The sequence below is a fragment of the Actinokineospora sp. UV203 genome (assembly GCF_056323665.1).
In genome coordinates this window covers 3,777,294-3,796,924 of sequence record NZ_CM150484.1, presented here as the reverse complement: position 1 = coordinate 3,796,924, position 19,631 = coordinate 3,777,294, and the positions used below count along the sequence as shown (strand labels likewise).

General features: G+C 70.2%; 15 protein-coding genes. 9 read left to right on the top strand and 6 right to left on the bottom strand.

The features are described from left to right. Positions 1-46: 46 nt before the first annotated feature. On the top strand, positions 47-682 hold the full coding sequence (locus ACUZ2Y_RS17900) for an MSMEG_1061 family FMN-dependent PPOX-type flavoprotein (RefSeq protein ID WP_476320285.1): 636 nt from the start codon (positions 47-49) through the stop codon (positions 680-682). Here ACUZ2Y_RS17900 and ACUZ2Y_RS17895 read toward each other — a convergent pair. Together ACUZ2Y_RS17895 and ACUZ2Y_RS17890 are read right to left on the bottom strand one after the other, a co-directional pair. Then, positions 679-2,412, bottom strand: a complete 1,734-nt coding sequence (locus ACUZ2Y_RS17895; RefSeq protein ID WP_476320282.1) for a serine/threonine-protein kinase — start codon at positions 2,410-2,412, stop codon at positions 679-681. The genes ACUZ2Y_RS17900 and ACUZ2Y_RS17895 overlap by 4 nt on opposite strands. Beyond that, positions 2,409-3,224 carry a hypothetical protein gene (locus ACUZ2Y_RS17890; RefSeq protein ID WP_476320280.1) on the bottom strand — a complete coding sequence of 272 codons (816 nt, stop codon included), beginning with the start codon at positions 3,222-3,224 and terminating at the stop codon, positions 2,409-2,411. Before ACUZ2Y_RS17890 ends, ACUZ2Y_RS17895 begins: the two co-directional genes overlap by 4 nt. A gap of 162 nt (positions 3,225-3,386) precedes the next feature. On the opposite strand from ACUZ2Y_RS17890, the gene ACUZ2Y_RS17885 reads away from it, so the two are divergent. Beyond that, complete coding sequence (locus ACUZ2Y_RS17885) at positions 3,387-4,238, top strand: hypothetical protein (RefSeq protein ID WP_476320278.1); 852 nt, start codon at positions 3,387-3,389, stop codon at positions 4,236-4,238. A gap of 208 nt (positions 4,239-4,446) precedes the next feature. Next, positions 4,447-5,445 (top strand): LysR family transcriptional regulator, encoded by a 999-nt coding sequence (locus ACUZ2Y_RS17880; RefSeq protein WP_476320276.1) that lies wholly within the window; start codon positions 4,447-4,449, stop codon positions 5,443-5,445. Between the two features lie 142 nt (positions 5,446-5,587). Here the strand turns inward: ACUZ2Y_RS17880 and ACUZ2Y_RS17875 are convergent, their stop codons facing one another. Next, positions 5,588-6,043: a DUF4442 domain-containing protein gene (locus tag ACUZ2Y_RS17875; protein WP_476320274.1), complete on the bottom strand. Its 456-nt coding sequence runs from the start codon at positions 6,041-6,043 to the stop codon at positions 5,588-5,590. A gap of 55 nt (positions 6,044-6,098) precedes the next feature. Here ACUZ2Y_RS17875 and glyA point away from each other — a divergent pair, with 55 nt between their 5' ends. From glyA to ACUZ2Y_RS17860, 3 genes are all read left to right on the top strand, one after another. Further along, on the top strand, positions 6,099-7,352 hold the full coding sequence (gene glyA, locus ACUZ2Y_RS17870; RefSeq protein WP_476320273.1) for a serine hydroxymethyltransferase: 1,254 nt from the start codon (positions 6,099-6,101) through the stop codon (positions 7,350-7,352). Positions 7,353-7,453: 101 nt separating this feature from the next. Continuing rightward, positions 7,454-7,978 (top strand): MarR family winged helix-turn-helix transcriptional regulator, encoded by a 525-nt coding sequence (locus ACUZ2Y_RS17865; RefSeq protein WP_476320271.1) that lies wholly within the window; start codon positions 7,454-7,456, stop codon positions 7,976-7,978. Further along, positions 7,975-9,609, top strand: a complete 1,635-nt coding sequence (locus tag ACUZ2Y_RS17860) for an MDR family MFS transporter (protein ID WP_476320269.1) — start codon at positions 7,975-7,977, stop codon at positions 9,607-9,609. The genes ACUZ2Y_RS17865 and ACUZ2Y_RS17860 overlap by 4 nt, the downstream gene beginning before the upstream one ends. Positions 9,610-9,670: 61 nt before the next feature. Here the strand turns inward: ACUZ2Y_RS17860 and ACUZ2Y_RS17855 are convergent, their stop codons facing one another. The 3 genes from ACUZ2Y_RS17855 to ACUZ2Y_RS17845 all read right to left on the bottom strand — a co-directional run bounded on the left by ACUZ2Y_RS17855 (position 9,671) and on the right by ACUZ2Y_RS17845 (position 12,036). Next, on the bottom strand, positions 9,671-10,885 hold the full coding sequence (locus tag ACUZ2Y_RS17855; protein WP_476320266.1) for an IS30 family transposase: 1,215 nt from the start codon (positions 10,883-10,885) through the stop codon (positions 9,671-9,673). 67 nt (positions 10,886-10,952) lie between these two features. Continuing rightward, a complete protein-coding gene (locus ACUZ2Y_RS17850; protein WP_476320264.1) occupies positions 10,953-11,438 on the bottom strand; it encodes a peptidase associated/transthyretin-like domain-containing protein in 486 nt (161 codons plus the stop codon). Positions 11,439-11,538: 100 nt separating this feature from the next. Beyond that, positions 11,539-12,036, bottom strand: coding sequence for an inorganic diphosphatase (locus ACUZ2Y_RS17845; RefSeq protein WP_091379924.1), 498 nt, complete (start codon positions 12,034-12,036; stop codon positions 11,539-11,541). Positions 12,037-12,462: 426 nt separating this feature from the next. On the opposite strand from ACUZ2Y_RS17845, the gene dacB reads away from it, so the two are divergent. Genes dacB through tilS form a run of 3 tightly spaced genes read left to right on the top strand, consistent with a single transcriptional unit; the run spans position 12,463 to position 19,626 of the window. Next, positions 12,463-17,592, top strand: coding sequence for a D-alanyl-D-alanine carboxypeptidase/D-alanyl-D-alanine endopeptidase (gene dacB, locus ACUZ2Y_RS17840; RefSeq protein ID WP_476320262.1), 5,130 nt, complete (start codon positions 12,463-12,465; stop codon positions 17,590-17,592). 41 nt (positions 17,593-17,633) lie between these two features. Beyond that, positions 17,634-18,671: a zinc-dependent metalloprotease gene (locus ACUZ2Y_RS17835; protein ID WP_476331904.1), complete on the top strand. Its 1,038-nt coding sequence runs from the start codon at positions 17,634-17,636 to the stop codon at positions 18,669-18,671. Further along, positions 18,661-19,626, top strand: a complete 966-nt coding sequence (gene tilS, locus ACUZ2Y_RS17830; RefSeq protein WP_476320260.1) for a tRNA lysidine(34) synthetase TilS — start codon at positions 18,661-18,663, stop codon at positions 19,624-19,626. Before ACUZ2Y_RS17835 ends, tilS begins: the two co-directional genes overlap by 11 nt. Positions 19,627-19,631 lie beyond the last annotated feature (5 nt).

The following is a 19,631-nucleotide window of genomic DNA, read 5'->3' as shown; positions in this document are numbered from 1 at the left end:
GTTCTGTCCCCTCTCGCCTGTCCTCGCACCACGTACTTTGGGGCGAGTGACCCATGATCTGTTCTCCGACGCGATTACCAGCACCGACGCGCTGCGCGAGATCTACGAGATGCCGTCCGGGGCGGCCGCGAGCAAGGAGATTCCGGCGCTCGACGACATGGCGCGCAAGCTGATCGCCTGTTCGCCGATCGTGTTCCTGGCCAGCGCCGACGCCCAGGGTCGGTGCGACGTGACCCCGCGCGGCGGGCCGGCCGGGTTCGTGTCCGTGCTCGACGACGGCACGGTGGTCATCCCCGACGCCACCGGCAACCGGCGGATCGACACGCTTCGCAACGTCGTGGAGACCGGGCGGCTCGGGCTGATCTTCCTGATCCCGGGGCGCGGGCAGACGCTGCGGGTCAACGGACGGGCTTGTGTGTCCGCGCGCCCGGACTTGCTGGCCGGGCTGACCAACGTGGGCAAGCCGCCGCGGTCGGCACTCGTCGTGACGCCGGACGAGGTGTTCACCCACTGCCCCAAGGCTTTCGTGCGGTCCGGGGTCTGGCAGCCGGAGACCTGGCCGTCCGCCGATGCCCAGCCGAACCCGGCCGAGGTGTCGCACGCGCACCTCGGTGACCCGAACATCACGCTCGCGCAGATCGAGCAGGACCAGATCGACAGCCTGCGCTACCGGCTCGCCTAGGCCGACCGCTTGCGCGCCGACCACGCCGTCGCGAGGACCAGGCTCGCGGCGGCGAGCGCACCCACGGCGGCTGAGGCGATGCCGTAGGTGAGGGACGGTTCGCGGGTGGTCAGGACCGAGACCAGCAGCCACACCGCCGCGCCCACGAGCGCACCCAGTGGCAGCGCGGTGAAGGGGGCGGCCGGGCGGCGGTGTCCTCGGCGCAGGGTGCGCATGGTCGACTCGATGTAGGCCAAGCCGAACAGGCCGAGCAACAGGCTGCCCGCGCCCATGACGCTAGCCATCGGGTGCTGCTTGCTGACCACCGTGAACCGCTGCACGGGTCTGTCGCCGATCGTGATCTCGCCGGTCGCCGCGCCGCCGACCGTCCAGCGCATGATCGCGCTGGGCTCCACGATCGCCTCGAACGTGCCGTCCGGGTTGGGCCGAACGGTCGGCACGAGCCTGCCGCCCATCGGGATGCCTGCCGCGTTGAACTCCAGCAAGATCTTCACTTCGCCGGGCGCGCTGCCGGTGACCTTGAACGGTTTGCTCAGGTTGAGCTCGACCGCATCCTTGGTCGGCGTGCCATCGATGGTGATCTTCTGGCCCTCGTCTTGGTGGCTGAGAGTTGCAGGCGCAAGGAAGGGCACGATCGCCAGGACGATCACCGCGACCGCGGCGACCAGGCCGGGCCACAACGGCGACGGGCCCTGGCGCATCAGCTCGCTGGCGGGCCGAAGCCCACGGCCGCGGGCTTCGGCGAAGTCGATCGAGCGCGTCGGTTCGTGGACCGTGCCGCGCACCGGCGGGGTGACGATGGTGGCCGCGTCGGGTTGGCGGTGCAGCTGCTGGGTGATGCTGCCCATCACCCTCGGCCCTAGGTGGACCGGCACGCGGGAGCGCTCCAGCCAGCCCGGGCCGAACACCGCGGTCGCCGCCGCGCTGAGGTCGACGGCGAACGCCTCGGCGTCGCGGTAGCGGTGCACCGGCTCGCGGGCGATGCTGCGCATGACCACTGTGGACAGTGGCTCCGGCACCCTCGGCAGCGGCTGCGGGTCGTTGAAGATGCGTTGGCGCATCATGCTCACCGCGCCGCGGGTGCGGTCGTAGGGCAGTTCGCCGCAGAGCAGTTCGTAGAGGACCGTGCCCGCCGCGTACACGTCGGCGGCCGGGCTGAGCGGGTTGCCCATGGCCTGTTCCGGCGCGATGTAGGCCGGCGTGCCGAGCACCTCGCCCGCGTGGGTCACCATCGTGGCGCCCTCGCTGACCACCTGGGCGATCCCGAAGTCGGCCACCTTCATCACGCCCGCCGACGTGAAGAGCAGGTTCTTCGGCTTGACGTCGAGGTGCAGCACCCCTGCCGCGTGCGCCGCGTGCAGCCCGCCGAGCATCGCCAGCGCGATCGCGCACGACTGCTCGCCGGTCAGGCCCTCGTCGTGGAACTTGGAGTAGACGGTGCCGCCGTCGAGCTTCTCCATGACCAGCAGGTTGTCGCGGCCGGTCTGCACATAGTCGTAGACCGGCACGATGTGCGGGTGGTCGAGGCTGGCCAGCACCCGCGCCTCCCGGTCGAACCGGGCGTTGACGTCCGGGTCGCCGATGAGGTCGGCGGGCAGCTGCTTGATCGCCACGTGCCTGCCGAGCGAGCGGTGCACGCCTTCGTACACCACACCCATGCCGCCGGAGCCGATCTTGTCGCCGACGCTGTACTGCGGCAGTGCCGAGGCGAGACCCGCGGGTGCGGTCATTCAGGCCACCTTTGGGGATCGAGGTGCTGGGTCGTGAGGTTCACGGTCCGGCCGTCGTCGGGGACCGGCGCGGCGGCGGGCGCGTCCGGGACCGGGTGCGGGGTCAGGAAGCCCAGGGCCATGGCGATGAGCGCCGCGCCGAGCACGATCGGGATCTCCACCTCGACCTCGGGCGGCACCAGGCGCAGCACGGACAGGGAGACGACTGCGACCAGTCCCGTGCCGATGCCCGCGGGCAGGAAGCGCAGCGCCCGGCGGAACCGGTTGGGGGAGAGGCGGTGGCGGGCGAGGGCGAGCAGCGCGCCCGCCCAGGTGAGCGCGGTCAGGAGCAGCATGGCCAGGCCGAAGACGCCGTAGACCGACCAGAACGACCCCTGGACGTCGGCCACGGTCTCCGCGCCGCCGAGCACGGTGCGGTCGTCGTCGAGCAGGGTGACCGACGTCGGGAGCAGGCCGATGGCTTGTCCGTCGAGGTCACGCACGTCGAGCGGGAACGTCCGGGTGGTCCGGCCGCGCGCCGGGACCTCGAACGGGAGTGTGGTGTCGTAGGCGTAGAAGGTCAGGGCGAGCGCCACACCGGACACCCTGATCAGCCGCACCTTCTGCGGTTTCGACCCGGGGTTCTCGGCGGTGATCGACAGCTCGGCGACCTTGCGGGGGTCGAGCGTGACCGTCCGCCCGTCGATGTTCTTGCCGTCGATCGTGACGGTGACTCTGAGTGGCTCGTCGCCATCCTGGGCGGCGGCTGGGGACGCGCCCAAGACCAGCGCTGCCGTCACAAGGGCAACCGCCGCCGCGATAAGACGTCCCATGGGATAACCCCTAGTTGAACGGGCCCGATTGAGGCGGAATGCTACAGCGAGTCGATGCTCGCCGGAGCGTTCCATCGGACGAGGGAAGTAGCCGTGCGCAGTGTTAGACGCTTAGTGGCCATCGTCGTTGCGACAGTTGTCGTGACGCTAGTGGTGCTGCCAGTGACCCAGGCCTCCGCCCAGACCACTTCGCAGCAGCCCACGCGCAGTTTCACCCTCTCGCTGAGCTCCGCCAGCGGACCCGCCGGGGGCAGCTTCACGATCAGCTGGAAGATGACGCCGGTCGACTGCAAGACCATCAACTTCACCTGGGCGCCCGGCCCGATCCCCGCCAAGACCGCGGCGGCTTCCGGATCCGTGCTGGTCAACGTGCCTGCCAATGCCGCGCAGACCACCCACTCCATCTCCGCGGTTTGCGGGACCGCGCACAAGGCGGGCACTCGCTACACGGTCAAGGGAACGGTCCCGACCACGCCGCCGGTCACGACGACCACGAACCCGCCGGTCACCACCACGACCAGGCCCCCGGTCGTCACCACAACCACCCGTCCCCGGCCCACCACGACCACCACGCGGCCGACGACGACCACCACCACCACTCCCGTCACGACCACGACCACGACACCCGCGACCACGGACGTCCCCACCACGACGCCCGAGATCACCAACGTCCCCGAGCCCAAGCGGGACCTCAAGCTCGACCGCGAGGCCATCCAGCCCGGTGACTCCCTCGAAGCCACTGGCCGTGGGTGTGATCCCAACCACACCGTGCTGCTCACGTCGGGTGGCGAGAAGGTCGGTGCGACCGTCGCGGACGAGCTGGGCGAGTTCCGGACGACGGTGCAGTTCAGCAAGATCGTGCCCGGCCGCCACCTGATCACCGCCGAGTGCGGCATCGTCCTGACCGGCGCTGTCGATCAGCTCGTCACCAGCTCCACCGGCGGCAGTTCGAGCACCTTGGTCATCCTGGTTTTCTTCGTCCTCGCAGGCGCCGCACTGATCCGGTTCACATAGACCGCATCGCCCGGAACACCCGCTCCCAGCGAGCGGGGTCCGGCGCCCTTCGGTCGCCTTCGACCCTGCAAAACCCTTCGCCTCGGACTTGGCCGGGTGCGGCCGGCCAAGTCCGAGGCGAAGGGATGCGAACAGCAATGAAGTTGTGTTCGCAATATCGACCTTTCCGGTAGCCGACTCACATCCGAGCCAGGTATCAATTGCTCTTATGGCCGAACTTGAGATTCGTCACCTGCGGGCGATCTGCGCCATCGCCGACGAGGGCAGCGTGTCCCGGGCCGCGATCCGGCTCGGCGTCACCCAGCCCGCGCTCACCGCCCAGCTGCGCTCGATCGAGCGGCTCATCGGCGGCGAGCTGTTCCGGCGTTCGCCCAACGGCAGCGTGCCGACCGAGCTGGGCCGCAGCGTGGTCCGCTCGGCCCGGATCGTGCTGGAGGACATGTCCGCACTGCTGGCCACGGCCCGCTCACACGTGCGCCAGCCGGGGAAGACGCCGCTGGTCATCGCGTCGACGCCGCTGCTGTTCACCAGCGCGCTGATCGGTGAGCTGCGGGCCTGGTTCGCCGCCGAACTGCGCACCGAGATCGACTCGTCGGCATCCGCGCTGCTCGATCTCGTCGTCGCGAAGCAGGCCGATCTCGCCGTCTTCGAGCGGTTCGAGGGCATGGAGCACCGCACCCTGACCGACGTCGAGGTCCGCACGATCGTCGAGGAGCCGCAGTTCGTCGCGCTCAGCTCGGACAGCCCGCTCGCCGAGCAGGACGAGATCGACCTGGTCGACCTGGCCGACCTCGACTGGGTCGTGCCCCCTCCGGACCAGGACAGCATGCGCCTGCGGTTCCGCTCGACCTGCGAGTCGCTCGGCTTCACCCCGCGCATCACCCACCACGTCACCGAGGGCCGCACGGCGATGGCGCTGGCCGCGGCGGGCGCGGTCTGCCTGGCCCAACCCGCCTCGCTGGGCGGGCCGGGCTTCGTCATCCGGCCGCTGCGCGGGTCCGTCCTGACTGTGCCCGTGGTGGTGGTCATCCGGCTGGACGGGATGTTCGCCGCCCGCAGGCAGGAGGTCTACGCCTGCGTCGCCCACGCCTACCGCTCGATCGTGGAACGCAACCCGACCTACGCGAAGTGGTGGGACAACCACCCCGAAGCCCACACCGACCTAGACGCCGCCCTCGCCCTCCCCCGCCCCAGCCGACCGAGTTAATGGCGCGCCCTTCGGGCGCGCGGTTCGGTCGCCTTGATGGCGACGATTCGGGGTCCCCTGGATTCGGCGCGGGGCTGGCGGTGATGTGGTGATTGTCGCGGTGGGCGCCGAATCCAGGGGACCCCGAATCGTCGCCGCGACCTCAGGTCTTGGTGGGCTTTAGGGTCCAGAGGACGGTCATCTCGGCGGTGGTCACGCCCTCGGCGTTGCGGATGGTGCAGTCGACGGCGAACTCGGGGCGTTGTCCGGCGTCGAGTTCGGCGATCACGTCGGCGGCGGGCCTGGTCAGCACGGCTTCCGCCGTGAGGTTGCCGCGCGCGAGCTTCTTGTAGCGGATCTCGGAGCTGACGACGAGCGGGGTCGCGCGACCCATCTGCTCGGAGAACGACGCCAATCCGACCGCGCCGGACGCGGTTTCGGCGAGCCCGAACATCACCGCCGCGTGCGGTCCGCCCACGTGGTTGCGCTGGTTCTCGGCATCGGCCAGCTCGCACACCACCCGGTCGGCGGCGACCTCGGTGAACTCCACGCCCGCCGTGGTGACCCAGGGGACGGTCTTCTTCATCGCGTCGGCGACCCAGCTGTAGTCAGTGCTCATGGACCGCACATTACTCGCCGGTAACTTGGGTTGGCCACCGCGATAGAATCAGGGCATGCATGAGCCCGCGCTGTCGCACCTCGCCGCGTCCGATCCCGCCATCGCCGAGCTGGTCGAAGGCGAGGCCCGCAGGCAGTTCGAGAAGATCCGGCTCATCGCCTCGGAGAACTACGTCTCCACCGCGGTGCTCCAGGCCACCGGATCGGTGCTGACGAACAAGTACTCCGAGGGCTACGCGGGCAAGCGCTACTACGAGGGCCAGCAGTACATCGACCAGGTCGAGAAGCTGGCGATCCAGCGGGCCAAGGACGTCTTCGGCGTCGAGCACGCCAACGTGCAGCCGTATTCCGGCTCGCCCGCGAACCTCGCCGTCTACCTCGCCCTGGCCAACCCCGGCGACACCGTCATGGGCATGGCGCTGCCCGCGGGCGGGCACCTGACCCACGGCTGGAGCGTCTCCGCCACCGGCAAGTGGTTCCGCGCGGTGCAGTACGGCGTGCGCAAGGACACCGGCCGCGTCGACATGGACGAGGTGCGTGAGCTCGCGCTGGCCGAGCGGCCCAAGCTGATTTTCTGCGGCGGCACCGCGATCCCGCGCACGATCGACTTCCCGGCGTTCGCCGAGATCGCCCGCGAGGTCGACGCCGTGCTCGTCGCCGACATCGCGCACATCGCCGGCCTGGTCGCGGGCGGCGCGCACCCCTCACCGGTGGGCCACGCGCAGATCATCTCGACCACCACGCACAAGACCCTGCGCGGACCGCGCGGCGCGATGCTGATGTCCGACGCCGCCCACGCGAAGGCCCTGGACAAAGCCGTCTTCCCCGGCCTGCAAGGCGGGCCGCACAACCACACGACCGCCGCCATCGCCGTGGCGCTCGCCGAGGCCGCCCGGCCCGACTTCCGCGACTACGCGGCCGGGATCGTCGCCAACGCCAAGGCGCTCGCCGACGCCTTGACCGAGCGCGGCTTCGAGCTGGTGTCCGGCGGCACCGACAACCACCTGATCCTGGTCGACCTGACCAGCAAGGGCGTCGCGGGCAAGCCCGCCGCGCAGGCGCTGGACCGCGCGGGCATCGAGCTGAACTACAACTCCGTGCCTTTCGACCCGCGCAAGCCCTTCGACCCGTCCGGCATCCGGCTCGGCACCGCCGCGATCACCACCCGCGGCTTGGGCGTCGAGCAGATGCCGCAGCTGGCGGCGTGGATCGACCGCGCGGTCGGCGCGAGCGACGAGGCCGAGATCGACGCCGTGGCCGCTGAGGTGCGCGAACTGCTCGCCGGCTACCCGATGCCGGGCTGGGTCTGACGCGAGCGGCGTCACACGAAAAACAAGTTGCATGCACCAACTGAAAAGTGCATGCTTGTATCGACCAACTAATTGGATGATGCAAGCAAGTAGGAGCAGTCATGGCCGCGTCGGAAGTCGAGACAGCGCCGCTCACTGACCGCGATCTGGACAACGGCCAACGGCTGGCGAGCGTGCTCTTCGCGTTCGGCAAACAGCAGGCCACGGTCTCGGCGCGGATGAGCAAGGCGGGCGTCGACCGCTCCGCGATCATCGTCCTGAAGACGCTGGTCATGTTGGGCCCATGCCGGTCGAGTGTGCTCGCGGGGGCGATCCACTCCGACCCGTCGACGGTGAGCCGACAAGTCGCCACCCTGGTCAAGGACGGCCTTGTCGAACGCCGCGCGGACCCCGAAGACGGCCGCGCCAGCCTGCTCGCCGCCACCCCCGAAGGCCTCGCCCTCCTGGAAGCCAACCGGGCACGGTTCGCCGTGTCCCTGGCCCGGATGGTCCGCCACTGGGAACCCGCTGACCTCGACCAGTTCATCGAGCTGTTCGAGCGCTTCCTCAGCGACCACGACGACTACCTACCGACTCTGATCAGCGAATGCGCCCAACCGGTGCGTTCCGAAGGGGGGAACCAATGACCGCACCGACGACCTCGGACGCCGGGCCAGGGCAACTGACCCACCGGCAGATCCTCACGGTTCTGTCCGGCCTCATGCTCGGCATGCTGCTCGCCGCGCTGGACCAGACGATCATGGCCTCGGCCATGAAGACCATCGCCGACCAGCTGCACGGCCAGACGATCCAGGCGTGGGCGACCACCGCCTACCTGATCACGGCCACCATCTCGACCCCGCTCTACGGGAAGCTGTCCGACATCTTCGGCCGCAAGCCGATGTACCTGACGGCGATCTCGTTCTTCCTGCTCGGCTCGGTGCTCTCCGGCATCGCGGGCTCCATGTACGAACTCGCCGCCTACCGCGCGGTGCAGGGACTCGGCGCGGGCGGCCTGATGTCGCTGGCGCTGGCGATCATCGCCGACATGGTGGCTCCCCGGGAGCGCAGCAAGTACCAGAGCTACTTCATGGCCGTGTGGGGACTGTCCAGTGTGGCCGGACCGGTCGTCGGCGGGTTCTTCGCCGGGCTGAGCACCTTCGCCGGCATCGAGGGCTGGCGCTGGGTGTTCCTGCTCAACGTGCCGATCGCCCTGGTCGCGCTGGCCGTCGTGGCCCGCCACCTGAACGTGCCGCACAAGCCGGTTCCGCAGAAGGTCGACTACCTCGGCGCAATCCTGCTGACCGTCGGCCTGGTGCCGCTGCTGATCATCGCCGAGCAGGGCCGCCAGTGGGGTTGGGCCTCCGGGCCCGCCCTCGCCATGTACGGCATCGGCGCGGTCGGGCTCGTCGCGTTCTGGTTCAACGAGCGCCGGATGGGCGACGCGGCCCTGCTGCCGCTGCGGCTGTTCGGCAGGCAGTTCTCGCTGATCAACGCGGTCAACTTCGTCATGGGTGTCGGCATGTTCGGCATGCTGATGTCGCTGCCGCTGTACCTGCAGATCGTCAAGGGCGCGTCGCCGACCGAGTCGGGTCTGATGACGCTGCCGCTGACCTTCGGCATCCTCGCGGCCGCGATCATCAGCGGTCGGATGATCAGCCGGACTGGCCGGTACCGGATCTACCCGATCGTCGGACTCGGCCTGACCGCCGCGTCGCTGTTCCTGTTCGCGCAGATCGGCGTCGACACCCCGCTGTGGGCGACCATGCTGATCATGGTGCTGGCGGGCGCGGGCCTCGGCCTGTGCATGCAGCCGCTGATCCTGGCCATCCAGAACGACGTCGACCCGCGTGACATCGGCGTGGCCACCTCGACGGCGACGTTCTTCCGGTCCATCGGCGGCACCGTCGGCACCGCGGTGTTCCTGTCGATCCTGTTCACCGTGGTCGGCGACCGGATCTCCGACGCCTTCGGCTCGGTGCGCACCGACCCGGCGTTCACCGAGGCGCTCACGCAGAACCCGCAGTTCGCGGCGTCGCTGCAGGGCGGGATCGACCTGAACAACACGTCGTTCCTCACCACCCTCGACCCGACGCTCGCCCGGCCGATCCTGACCGGGTTCTCCAGCTCGCTGGACACGGTGTTCCTGGTCGGCGGGGTTGTGGTGCTGGCCGCGTTCGCGCTGATCTGGTTCCTCAAGGAGACGCCGCTGTCGACCAAGTCCGGTCTGCAGCGGATCGCCGAGGAGGACGCTCCCGCGCCGGTCGCGGTGCACTGACCGCTCTGTTCGAAGAGGCCCCCGGCTCGGCGAATTCCAGGGGTCGTTGCAACACAAGTGATCAACTGGCTTCGGTCAGGAGTTTAGCCAAACGCTCGGCTGGGGTGTCCCAGCCGAGCGTTTTGCGTGGGCGGCGGTTGAGCTGGGCAGCGACCGCGGCCAGGTCGTCGGGCGTGTGGACCGCGAGGTCGGAGCCCTTGGGGAAGTACTGGCGCAGCAGGCCGTTGGTGTTCTCGTTCGAGCCGCGTTGCCAGGGTGAGTGTGGGTCGCAGAAGTAGACCGGCATGTCGGTGGCGGTGCTGAACTCGTGGTGGCGGCCCATTTCCGAGCCCTGGTCCCAGGTCAGTGAACGCTTCAGGTGGCCGGGCAGCTTCGCGATGGTGGTGATCAGGGCGTCGCGGACGTGCTCAGCGGTGCGGGAGCGGCCCAGATGTACGAGCAGGACGTAGCGGGTGCTGCGCTCCACCAGGGTGCCGATCGCGGATTGCTGGTCGCCACCGATGATGAGGTCGCCCTCCCAGTGGCCGGGGACGGCGCGGTCCTCTATCTCGGCGGGTCGATCGCTGATCATCACCATGGGATGGGTGAACCGCGGTTGGCGCTGAGCGGTGATGCGGCGGGGTTTACGCACGGTACGGCCGGTGCGCAGCGCCTGGGCGACCTCGCGGCGCAGCTCGCCGCGAGCCTGGACGTAGAGGGCCTGGTAGATCGTCTCGTGGGTCACGTGCAGCTCCGGCCGGTCGGGATGATCGCGGCGCAGCCGGCGGCTGATCTGCTCTGGACTGCACTTGTCATCGAGCATGCCCTGGACGTGCTCGCGCAGCTCGGGGCAGGCGGCGATCTTGCCGATCTTCGGCCGGGGACGGCGGGCCTCGGCACGATCCTGGGCGCTGTGCGGCCGGTAGTCCCCCGACTCGGGGTGAGCGTTTCGCGTGATCTCCCGGCTGATCGTCGACGGGCTGCGGCCCAGCTCGGCCGCGATCGACCGCCGCGACCGGCCCGCGCGCCACAGGTCGGCGATCACGATCCGTTCCTCGACCGACAGAAATCGGTCGGTCAACGGCGCAGGCCGGGCGGGAGGCAATGGATCTGCCTTCCGCCCGGCCTGACTTGCACGACCATGCCGCCACCGGTGACCGGTCCTGCGGTTGATCCCGACGATCCGACACGCCTGAGCTGTTCCCACACCTCGCGCCACAAGATCAAGATAGTGCTGGCGCTCGGCGGACAACTTCTTCCGGCCCTGAGACGACCGGTTCTCGCGGATCTCGAACACTGCAACCCCTGAACAAGTCAGGTGTTGCGACGATCCCTAGAACCCAAGCTCGCCGCCGGGGGCCTCTTCATATGGCGATGGTGAGGGTGGCGGTGAAGCCGCTGTCGACATCGCCGGTCGCGGTCGCCAGCTGGGTGTCGTGGTCGTCGCGGAAGACCATGTCGGACTCCAGCGACGACCGCTGCATGTTCCGGACGCTCTGCGCGTAGCCGTCCGTGGCGTAGACCGTGTCGCAGACGGTCAGCTCGATGGTCAGCGGGACGCCGGCGGCGGTGGTGGTCGAGGAGCCGAAGCTGGAGCGGATGTCGCTTCGGACGATCCCGCTCTCGGTGAGCACGTTCGGGCCGTTGGAACCGTCGCCCGGATAAGGACCGGCGGTCTCCTCGGGGATCGTCTCGGCACACTCGGCCGCTTTGGTGCTCGTGCTCGTGGTGGGCTGGTTGTTCGTTGTCGTGGCGCAGCCGACAAGGACCAGCCCCGCGCCACCGAGCAGGGTGAGCATCCGGCGTCTGCCGAGGGTGGCCAGGTCGAAGGCGAGTCCGCGGTCGTCCATGGCACCCATGGTCGGCCCGGTTCCTGGGTGTCGGCGGTGTAGCGGCTGTGACAGCGAGAGGCCCCGCGCGGCGCTGCCGTGCGGGGCCTCTCGGGGTGGATCAGTGCGGAAGGCCGCCTTCGTCCTTGAGTCGCTTGTACGACCGGTGGATCTCAGCCTCGGCCTCGGTGCGGCCGACCCAGCTCGCGCCTTCGACGCTCTTGCCGGGCTCAAGGTCCTTGTAGACCTCGAAGAAGTGCTGGATCTCCAGGCGGTGGTACTCCGCCAGGTGGTGGATGTCGCGCAGGTGCTCGGTCCGCGGGTCGTGCGCCGGGACGCACAGGACCTTGTCGTCGCCACCCTTCTCGTCGGTCATGCGGAACATGCCGATCGCGCGGGCGCGGATGAGGCAGCCGGGGAAGGTCGGCTCCTGCACCAGGACCAACGCGTCCAGGGGGTCACCGTCCTCACCGAGGGTGTTGTCCACGAAGCCGTAGTCGGCCGGGTACTGCGTGGCGGTGAACAGGGTGCGGTCGAGCTTGATGCGCCCCGACTCATGGTCCATCTCGTACTTGTTTCGATTTCCCTTGGGGATCTCGATGGTGACGTCGAACTCCACGCCGTCCCTCAATCGTCTCGGCTGTCCTCGTTACGCCACTAGTGTGGACCACGGCGTCCCGATGGCCCGAACCGAACTGGGTCCATCGGGGTGTGAGATTCAGCGGGGGGTAGGGGAGGAACGCGGGTGCCCGAGCACGGCCAGTCGGCTCAACCGAACCGACGCACATCTCAAACGCAGGGCTCTGACCAGCAGGAACGTCCGGATCTCGCCGATTCCGCCGTCCCCGCCTGGCCTGCGGGCGAAGACGAACTGTGGCCGTCCCTCGACGACGACGAGGTTCCCGCCGCGTCGAAGTCCGCCGACCACGCGCCGTTACGTGATGAGACCCACGTCGAAAAGACCCCCGGAACTCCCCCAGCGACAACCACCCAGCCGAGTGAATCCGCGGAAAATTTCGCCTGGCCGACAGCCGATTCGGTCGCTGTGGGTGAGCCCGAGCCGCCCACGGAGGCCGCGTGGCCCACGGCGGACGGCGTCGAGGGCTTCCCGTCGGTCGACCCGGACCCGGTTCCGGCCCTTGCGGACGACCACGGGTTCCCGGTGGTGGACCCGGAGGTTTCGGTCTCTGATGTGGCGTCCGCCGAGCCCGGGGCTGTGGCCGATCGGGGAGTCGACGAGGAAGCGCCCGCCGAATCCGAGCCCGCGCCATCCGAGCCCGCGGAGGTTGTCGAGCCTGACGCGGCGGCGTCCGAGACTGTTGATCAATCGAGCGACCGTCCGTCGGAGGACGAGCCTGACCTGGACCCCAAGGCGCCGGTCGATGAGTCCTCGGTCGATGAGGAGCAGGCAGTTGCCTCCGAGTCGCCGGTAGCCGACGAAACACCTGTCGGTGAGGAGGCCCCGGTTGTCGACGAGCCCGCTGCCGAGGCAGCACTCGTCGACGAGGAGACGCCGGTCGACGAGCCGCGGGTCGCCGACGACGCGCTGGTTGGCGAGCAGGCTTCGGTCGATGTCCCTGCCCCGGTCGCCGATGATCCACAGGTTCCGGACGAGACAGAGGTTGGCGAGCAGGCGTCGGTTGATGAGCTGGTCGGGACGGACGAGCCGCAGGCTGGTGTCGAGTCGGCAGTCGCCGACGAAGCGAGTGCCGGCGAGCAGGCCCCCTTTGTCGATCAGCCGCAGGGTGAGGACGAGCGAGAGGTTGGCGGACAGGCTTCGGCTGACGGCGGGCCCGTCTCAGTCGAGAAGCCGCCGGTCGTCGACGACCCCCCGGTAATTGACGAGCTCTCGGTTGTTGGTGAGGCGCCGGTTGTCGACGTGCTGCCGGTTGTAGACGAGGCGCCGGTTGATGAGGCGCCGGTTGTTGACCAGGCGTCGGTCGTAGATGAAACGTCGGCTGTTGGCGAGTCCTCGGTGGTCGACGAGCCTGCGGTTGTCAGTGAGACGGCGGTCGTCGAAGAAGAATCCGACCGGGCGGATGATGAGTCGCCGGATGACGGCCCCGGGATCGAAGCGCCGGGCCCCGACGCAGGCGGCGATGAGCCTGAGCAATCGGCGACCGACGAGCCCGACGTCGATCCCACGCCCGAGGTGGCGGGCCACGACAGTTCGGCAGTCGAGGAGCCCACGGGCGACCCCGGCGCGGATTCGGGACCGGCCGCCGAGACCTCTCGGCTTCAGGTTCCCGAGGGCAAGACCATTCCCACCCGCAAGCCGACCGTGCCCCCGCTGCCGGTTCCGCCGCCGACCGTCGGCCGCGCCCCGCTGCCCCGGCCGACCACGCCCAAGCGCCCGCCGCGCCAACCCGCCCCGCAGGCCACGGCGAACACGGCCGAGACGACTCAGCTCATCGCCCGGCCGTCGCTGCCCCAGCCTCCCGCCCGACCCGTCCAGCCGCCCCGCCAGCCCGCCCGCCCCACTGGCCCGGACACCACCGCGTCGCGGTCGGAGGATGCCGCCGGGTCCGCGAGCGAGGTAGCCGATGATCGGCCGGATCGCGGCACCGCTGACGCCGGAGTGGCAGAAAGCACGACCTACTTCAGGCCGGTTCAGCGACCGCAGACCGAGCAGGCTCCCGCCACCGAAAGCGTTGCGGCGGAACCGGACGACCCCGCCGACCGCACGCACGCCGAGTCGAATCCCGACGCTGAAGACACCACCTCCTCTTCCGACCCGGTCCGCCGGCCGGAACTCGAAGAGGCCCAGTCCCCCCAGACGGACCGCCCGGCAGCCGAACGCGCCGCGCCCGTGGTCGAGCCGAGCCCCGCCACCGAAGGCGCGACGTATCTCGCACCAGTCGGCCGCCCGGAAGAGGTCCAGCCGCCCGAGGCGGACGGCTCCGACGATGACCGCCCGGCAGCCGAGCACCATCCCGATGACATCGCTGACTCGACGTCTGTCGCGCCGGTCTCCGCGCCGGAAGGGGGCGGCGAGTCCGACGGCGACCGCCCGGCAGCCGACGGCCATCCGGATGACCCGGCGGGCTCCACGCTCGATGAGCCGGTGTCCGGGGCGGATGGCGCGACCCTTGTCGCACCGGTTCATGAGTCGCCCGAGGCGGATTGGCATCGTTCGGACTCCGACGATGACCGCCCGGCAGTCGAGCATCGCTTGGACGAAGTGGGCGACTCCGCGGTCGAGCAGGGTCCCGCTGCCGAAGGCGCGACCTTTGTCGCGCCGGTTCGTCGGTCGGAAGAGGTCGAGCCGCCCGAGGCGGGCGACTCCGACGAGGACCGTGCGGCGGTTGAGCGGCGCGTGGACGATGCCGGTGGCTCGGCGGTCGAGCAGGGTTCTGTCGCGGAGGGCACGACTTTTGTCGCGCCGGTTCGTCGGTCGGAAGAGGTCCAGTCGCCTGAAGTGGACTGGCGTCATTCCGATTCCGACGAGGACCGTGCGGCAGTCGAGCATCGATCGGACGGCGTCGTCGACTCCCCGGTCGAGATTCCGGCCGCCGAAAGCACTACCTATTTCGCCCCGGTTCGGCGGCCCGAGGAGGCTCAGCCGCTCGAAACGGGTTGGCAGGGCTCCGATTCCGTTGAAGAACAACCGGTGGTCGAGCAGGTTGCCGCCGCTGAAAGCACCACCTATTTCGCACCGGTCCGGCGACCGGACGACGAGACGCCGCCCCAAACCGACTGGCGCCGCTCCGAGTCCGAACAAGACCACCCGGCAGTTTCGCGCCCCGAAGATCGCTCCTTTGAGGACAGTGCGGAGCCACCGGCTTGGTCGAGCGCCGACGCGGACCGCACACATGCCGACACGCTTCGGGCAGACGAGGCTTCTCACGCCGCGATCCAGGATTCGCCGTGGTCGACCGCTGAGCAGGTCGATCAAGGTCAGACGCCCCCGGTCTGGCGCACCGAGGACCGCTCGAACGCCACCGTGGATCGTGAGCCACGGGGTCCGGCTTGGCGCACCGAGGACCGCCCACAAGCCACCACCCCCGACCACGAACCGCGGGATCCGGCCTGGTCCGGCCCCGGCCCGGACCTGATCGAGGACCGGACCTGGCAGTCCACCGACAACGCCGCGTTCGAAGCGGGCACCACCTACCTCGACCTGTCCCGCCTGCCCGCCTCCGAACGGCCCGGCGCCGGGCTCGACACGCCACGGACAGACTCGTTCGGGAGGCCCTATCCGCCGCAGCCCCAGGACATCGAACGCCACCTCGGCGACTCGGGACTCGCCCGCCCGGACCAGCGCCACCCCGATGAAGCGCCCCGCTGGGACCAGGCCCGCCCCGGCGACGCCGGTTTCGCCCCCGGTATAGCGCGCCCGAATCAGGTCCACCCGGACCCGCGCCGACCCGATGGCCGATCGGAGAGCCGGCCCGGCAGTCGACCGGACAGCTGGACCGACAGCCGATCCGATGGCCGACTGGACAGCCGGCCCGGCAGCCGACCGGGCACCTGGTCTGACAGCCGGCCGGATGGCCAACCCGACCAGCGCCACCCGCACGATTCGGGCTTCAACCAGACACGCCACCCCGGCGGCTACCCGGTGCCCGGACACGCGCCCAACCGTGGGCCGCAGGCCTACGACCCCACGCGCCGGGGCGGGCCGCGGTCCTACCCCGGGATGGAGCCCGCGCAGGTCCGGCCCCGCACCGGTCCCGATTCGCTCCGCCGGGAACCGGTCAACCCGGCCGACGTCGACTCGATCCGCGACGCCCCTGGCTTCACCCTCGCCGACGATCAACCGAAGCCCGAAGACCGGCCCGAGCCCCGCAAGCACAAGGGCCTGCTCGTCGGCGGTGTCATCGCCGCGGTCCTCGCGCTCGCGGCGGGCGCCGTGGTCGCCATCCCCGGTCTCGCCGCCAAGATCGGCCTGGCCGGCGCGGATGACGTCGAGATCGCCCCGCCCGCGCCCGCCGTCCAGTTCAGCCCGACCCTGCGCGGCCCCGGCTCCGACGTCCCGGCGCCCACCGCCGCCGGCGTGCAGGCCGCGCTCGCCGGTCCCGCGGGCAATCCCGCCCTGGGCACGCTCACCGGCACGGTGATCGACCCGGCTTCCGGTGAGGTCCTCTTCGCGCGGAACCCGACCACCGCCATGGTTCCCGCCTCGACCACCAAGCTGCTCACCGCGGCCGCCGCGCTGCTCGCGCTGCCGCACGCCGAGCAGCTGACGACTCGCGTGGTAGCGGGGGAGAAGCCGGGTTCGGTGATCATCGTCGGCGGTGGCGACCCCACGCTTTCCTCGCTGCCGCAAGGCAAAAACTCCGTCTACCCTGGTGCCGCGCACCTCGACGACCTGGTGGCCCAGGTCAAGGCGGCCGGACCCGTCGACACCGTCTACGTCGACCTCGGCCGCTACACCGGCGCCCTCGTCGAACCCAGCTGGGACCCCGTCGACGTCCCGGCAGGCTACATCTCGCCGATCGTCCCCGCCATGATCGACGGCGCCCGGGCGGACCCGACGAAGGCCGTCTCACCGCGGTCGGACAACCCAGCTCGCACGCTGGCCGAGGCGTTCGCCAAGCGGATCGGCGCCAGCGTCCCCGCGAAGGCGCAGGCGACCGCCGCCCCCGGCGCCAAGGTGCTCGGCGAGGTGCGGTCGGCACCCTTCGTCGAGTTGGTCGACAACGCGTTGCAGAGTTCCGACAACGTGCTCGCCGAGACCCTCGCCCGCGAGGTCGCGCGCGCCACGAACCAGGAGACCTCGTTCGTCGGTGGCACCAAAGCCATCATAGAAACCCTGCGCAGCAACGGTTTTGATGTCACAGGAGTATCCCTTAGCGACGCGAGCGGGATGTCCGGGCAGAACAAGGTCACCGCGGCCCTGCTCGCCGAGGTGCTCAAGGTCGCCGCCGCCCCCGAGGGATCCGACCCGCGAATCGACAAGCTGCGCCCGATGCTCGGCGGGCTTCCCGTGGCGGGCGGTAACGGCACACTCGCGAACCGCTACACCGAAGGTGCCGCGGTGGGCAAGGGCTGGGTGCGGGCCAAGACCGGGACACTGCCCGCGCTGCAGGTGAACTCGCTGGCGGGCGTGGTGCTCGACAAGGACGGCAGGCTCCTGGTGTTCGCCCTGATGACCAACGCCTCGAACACCCTGCAGGCCCAGCCCGCACTCGACGTGCTCGCCGCCACGCTTCGCCAATGCGGGTGCCGATAGCGGGTAGCGTCGCGGGTGTGAACGCGGCGACCAGTGCGGACATGGCCGGGTCGACGGGCGAGGTCTCGCCGGTCGACTGGGATCTGGCGGTCTCGACCGCCCAGCGCCTGGTGCGCTCGGGCCCGGTGGTGAGCCGCGATGAGGCCGAGCAGACAGTCGCCCACCTGCGCGAGATCACCACGGTGGCCGAGGGGCACGTGCGCGAACTCACCGGCCTGGGGCTCGACCTGCCGCTGCTCGAAGGCGACGTGGTCGACCGCGACGGCTGGGTCGAGGCGGCGGTGGACAGCATCGCGGCGCTCACCGCGGGCGCCCTGCCGCAGCGGTCCGGCAACGTCGCGGGCAGCGTCCTCGCGGCCAGCGCGGGCCTGCAGGCGGGCATGGTGCTCGCCTACCTCGGCAGCCGGGTCCTCGGCCAGTACGACCCGTTCGGCGGCGGCAGCGGCAGGCTCCTGCTCGTCGCGCCCAACATCGTCGCCGCGCAGCGGGCCCTGGACGTGCCGTCCGACGACTTCCAGATGTGGGTCTGCCTGCACGAATGCACCCACCGGCTGCAGTTCACCGCGGTCGACTGGCTGCGCGACTACTTCCGCGACCAGGTCGCGACCTTCATCAGCGGGCTCGACGACAGCACGAACAACGCCTTCACCAGGCTGCCCGAGGTACTCAAGGCCGCGCGGTCCCGCCCGGACCCGGTGGGGATCATGGAGCTGCTCCAGTCGCCTGAGCAGCGCGAGATCTTCGACCGGCTCATCGCCCTGTCGACCCTGCTCGAAGGCCACGCCGACCACGTGATGGACGCCGTCGGGCCGCTCGTGGTGCCCAGCGTCGCCACCATCCGCCAGCGCTTCACCGTGCGCAGACGCGGCGGCGGCATCCTTGACCGTGTGCTGCGCAGCGTCCTCGGCGTCGACGCGAAGATGAAGCAGTACGCCGAGGGCGCGCGATTCACCAAGCACATTGTCGACGCGGTCGGCATGGACGGCTTCAACAAGGTGTGGACCTCGCCGGAAACGCTGCCGCTGCGCTCGGAGATCACCGACCCGGACGCCTGGCTGCGGCGCACCAGTGACCGGTAAGCCCCACCCCGCGGTCGCCGAGGTCCGGCTGGCCGTCCGCAAGCTGCTCACCGAAGCAAGCCCCGAGTCGCACGTCTGCGTGGCCGTCTCCGGCGGCGCGGATTCGCTCGCCCTCGCCGCGGCCACCCAACACGTCGGGTCGCGAATGGGGCTGCGAGTCGTCGGCCTGACCGTCGACCACGGACTGCAAGAGGCCTCGGCCGACACGGCGAAGAGAACCGCGGACCAACTGACTGACCTCGGCCTCGACGACGTGCGTGTGCTGCCCGTCGTCGTCTCCGGCGCTGGGGGCTTGGAGGCAGCCGCCCGCCGGGCCCGCTACGCCGCTCTACGCGCGGGGTCCGACGGCGGTCTGGTCCTGCTCGGCCACACCCGTGACGACCAGGCGGAGACCGTCCTGCTCGGGCTCGGCCGCGGCTCCGGCCCGCGCTCCATCGCCGGGATGCGCTCCATCGACCCGCCGTGGGGCAGGCCGCTGCTCGACGTCACCCGCCAGAGCACCGAGGCCGCGTGCGCCGCCCTCGGGCTGACCCCGTGGCAGGACCCGCACAACCTCGACCCCCGCTTCACCCGCGTCCGCCTCCGCCGCGAAGTCCTGCCGCTGCTCGAGGACGTCCTCAACGGCGGTGTCAGCGCCGCCCTCGCGCGTACCGCCGCGCAACTCCGTGAGGACCTCGCCGCCCTAGACGACCTTGCCGCGGACCTCCTCGAAGCCGCCACGGACGGCGACGACCTGCGAGTGGCGGAGCTCACGTCCGCGCCCCCGGCGCTGCGCAGGCGGGTCCTGCGCACCTGGCTGACCCGCGCGGGCACACCCGAACTGACCGACGCGCATCTCCGTGCCACCGACGAGCTTGTCGGAAACTGGCGAGGCCAGGGCGGGACCGCCCTGCCGGGCGGCTTGGTGGCGAGGCGCGCGCATGGCAGGCTGATTTGCGACAAGCATGACCGTTGAGAGGG